The sequence below is a fragment of the Myceligenerans crystallogenes genome (assembly GCF_039529775.1).
Taxonomy (GTDB): domain Bacteria; phylum Actinomycetota; class Actinomycetes; order Actinomycetales; family Cellulomonadaceae; genus Myceligenerans; species Myceligenerans crystallogenes.
The window spans coordinates 1-2,400 of the sequence record NZ_BAAANL010000016.1 but is presented as its reverse complement, the minus strand read 5'-3'; the positions used below and the strand labels follow the sequence as shown (position 1 = coordinate 2,400).

Annotated in this window: 2 protein-coding genes; both read left to right on the top strand. The window is 66.6% G+C overall.

The genetic code is table 11. The annotated features are described in order from the left end of the window. Positions 1-1,370, top strand: a 1,370-nt coding sequence (locus ABD208_RS20345; protein ID WP_344106633.1) for a tetratricopeptide repeat protein, incomplete at its 5' end; no start/stop codon positions are given. A 391-nt stretch (positions 1,371-1,761) separates the two neighbouring features. Next, the gene (locus tag ABD208_RS20340) at positions 1,762-2,340 is read left to right on the top strand and encodes a hypothetical protein (RefSeq protein WP_344106631.1); all 579 of its coding nucleotides are present in this window, start codon (positions 1,762-1,764) and stop codon (positions 2,338-2,340) included. The last annotated feature ends 60 nt before the right edge of the window (positions 2,341-2,400 follow it).

The following is a 2,400-nucleotide window of genomic DNA, read 5'->3' as shown; positions in this document are numbered from 1 at the left end:
ACGTCGTCCACCGGTTCGCCGACGACCCGACCCCCGACATCCGCACCCGAGTGGCCACCGCACTCGTCAACAAGGGCATCGCCCTGGGACAGCAGGATCGGCCAGACGAGGCGACGGCGGTCTACGGTGACGTCGTCGACCGGTTCGCCGACGACCCGACCCCCGACATCCGCACCCGAGTGGCCAACGCGCTCGTCAACAAGGGCGTCATCCTGGGAGAGCAGGACCGCCATGACGAGGCGATCGCGCTCTACGGTGACGTCGTCCACCGGTTCGCCGACGACCCGACCCCCGACATCCGCACCCGAGTGGCCACCGCACTCGTCAACAAGGGCATCGCCCTGGGACAGCAGGATCGGCCAGACGAGGCGACGGCGGTCTACGGCGACGTCGTCGACCGGTTCGCCGACGACCCGACCCCCGACATCCGCACCGAAGTGGCCAAGGCGCTCGTCAACAAGGGCATCACCCTGGGAGAGCAGGACCGCCATGACGAGGCGATCGCGCTCTACGGTGACGTCGTCGACCGGTTCGCCGACGACCCGACCCCCGACATCCGCACCCGAGTGGCCACCGCACTCGTCAACAAGGGCATCGCCCTGGGACAACTGGACCGGCCAGACGAGGCGACGGCGGTCTACGGTGACGTCGTCGACCGGTTCGCCGACGACCCGACCCCCGACATCCGCACCCGAGTGGCCAACGCGCTCGTCAACAAGGGCGTCATCCTGGGAGAGCAGGACCGCCATGACGAGGCGATCGCGCTCTACGGTGACGTCGTCGACCGGTTCGCCGACGACCCGACCCCCGACATCCGCACCCGAGTGGCCACCGCACTCGTCAACAAGGGCATCGCCCTGGGCCGGTTGGGCCGGCTAGACGAGGCGGTCGCGGTCTGCGACGACGTCGTCCGCCGGTTCGCCGACGACCCGACCCCCGACACCCGCACCCAAGTGGCCACCGCGCTTCTTGTCAAGGGCATCGCCCTGGGACAGCAGGACCGCCATGACGAGGCGATCGCGGTCTACGACGACGTCGTCCACCGGTTCGCCGACGACCCGACCCCCGACACCCGCACCCAAGTGGCCACCGCGCTTCTTGGCAAGGGCGTCGCCCTGGGCCGGTTGGGCCGGCTAGACGAGGCGATCGCGGTCTGCGACGACGTCGTCCGCCGGTTCGCCGACGACCCGACCCCCGACACCCGCACCCAAGTGGCCACCGCGCTCGTCAACAAGGGCATTGCCCTGGGACAGCAGGACCGCCATGACGAGGCGATCGCGGTCTGCGACGACGTCGTCCACCGGTTCGCCGACGACCCAACCCCCGACATGCTTGCAATAGTCGCGGAGGCGCGAGCCTATAGGCCTTGAGCGTGCTGTTCGAGCGCTTGAACGAGTTCCGCCTCGGATGCACGACCGCAAGGTCGATCGGGCTGGGTCTCGGAAGCAAACGGCTGATTCAACTATTTTTCGAATCCTCCGATCAATTTCACACATCAACCGGTATCTCCTAGCCCCAGTTCGCGGATGTACAGGTACCATTAGTACTGAAGTTATGGGGGAGATCTCCAGGACACGGGGACGTCTAGACTTTAATCTCCAGGCGCTCAGGTTCGATCGGGCGTCGGAGTGCTGGTTGGCTGGGGGGCGGTGCGTTCCCGCGGCTGTAGGCGTGGGGTCGTGGATTTGATTGTTGGTCAGCGGGAGTGACGGTTCGCCAGTAGGATCGACGGATGGTCGACGTGGTTGAACCGAGTGGTCTGTGACGCTGGTCGCACTGCGTGGTGGTAGCGGCGGGGACGAGGCGCTGCGCTCGGCGCAGGATGTTGAGGACTTCGAGCAGGAGATCGTGGATCAGCATGCGTTGGCGATGAGCGCGGCCGGGTTGAGTGATCAGCACGTGGCGTCGTCGCGGTCGATCGTGGTGGAGTTCGCTCGGTCGTTGACGGTTCCGTTGTGGGCGGCGTCGTGTCAGGACGCTGATCGGTTTCTGGCCGAGCAGCGCAGGCGCGGGTTGAGCGTGTCCACGCGTGCGGGCAAGGCGGGGGTCCTGGCCCGGTTCTACGAGTTCGTCATCGGGCGTTATCAGGGGCAGATCCATCGGCTGACCGGGGTCGTGGTCGAGCAGCCGGTCGACGAGTTCAACCGGCAGTCCGGGGCGTCGCTGGGTAAGGTGCGGGTTCCGCCGTCGGAAGTCGAGGTCGACGAGCTGTTCGCGGGGTGGCGCACGTCGGTCGGTCAGGCTCGGAAGTATCTGCCGGCGGCGAGGGATTATTTCGCGGCGTCGTTGTGGCGTCGGCTTGGGCTGCGGATCAACGAGACGGTGTCAACGACGGGTTAGAACTGACCCCCTGGCGACGGATTGGAATTGACCCCTCCGCCGTGGTTTTTGTCCTAGTTG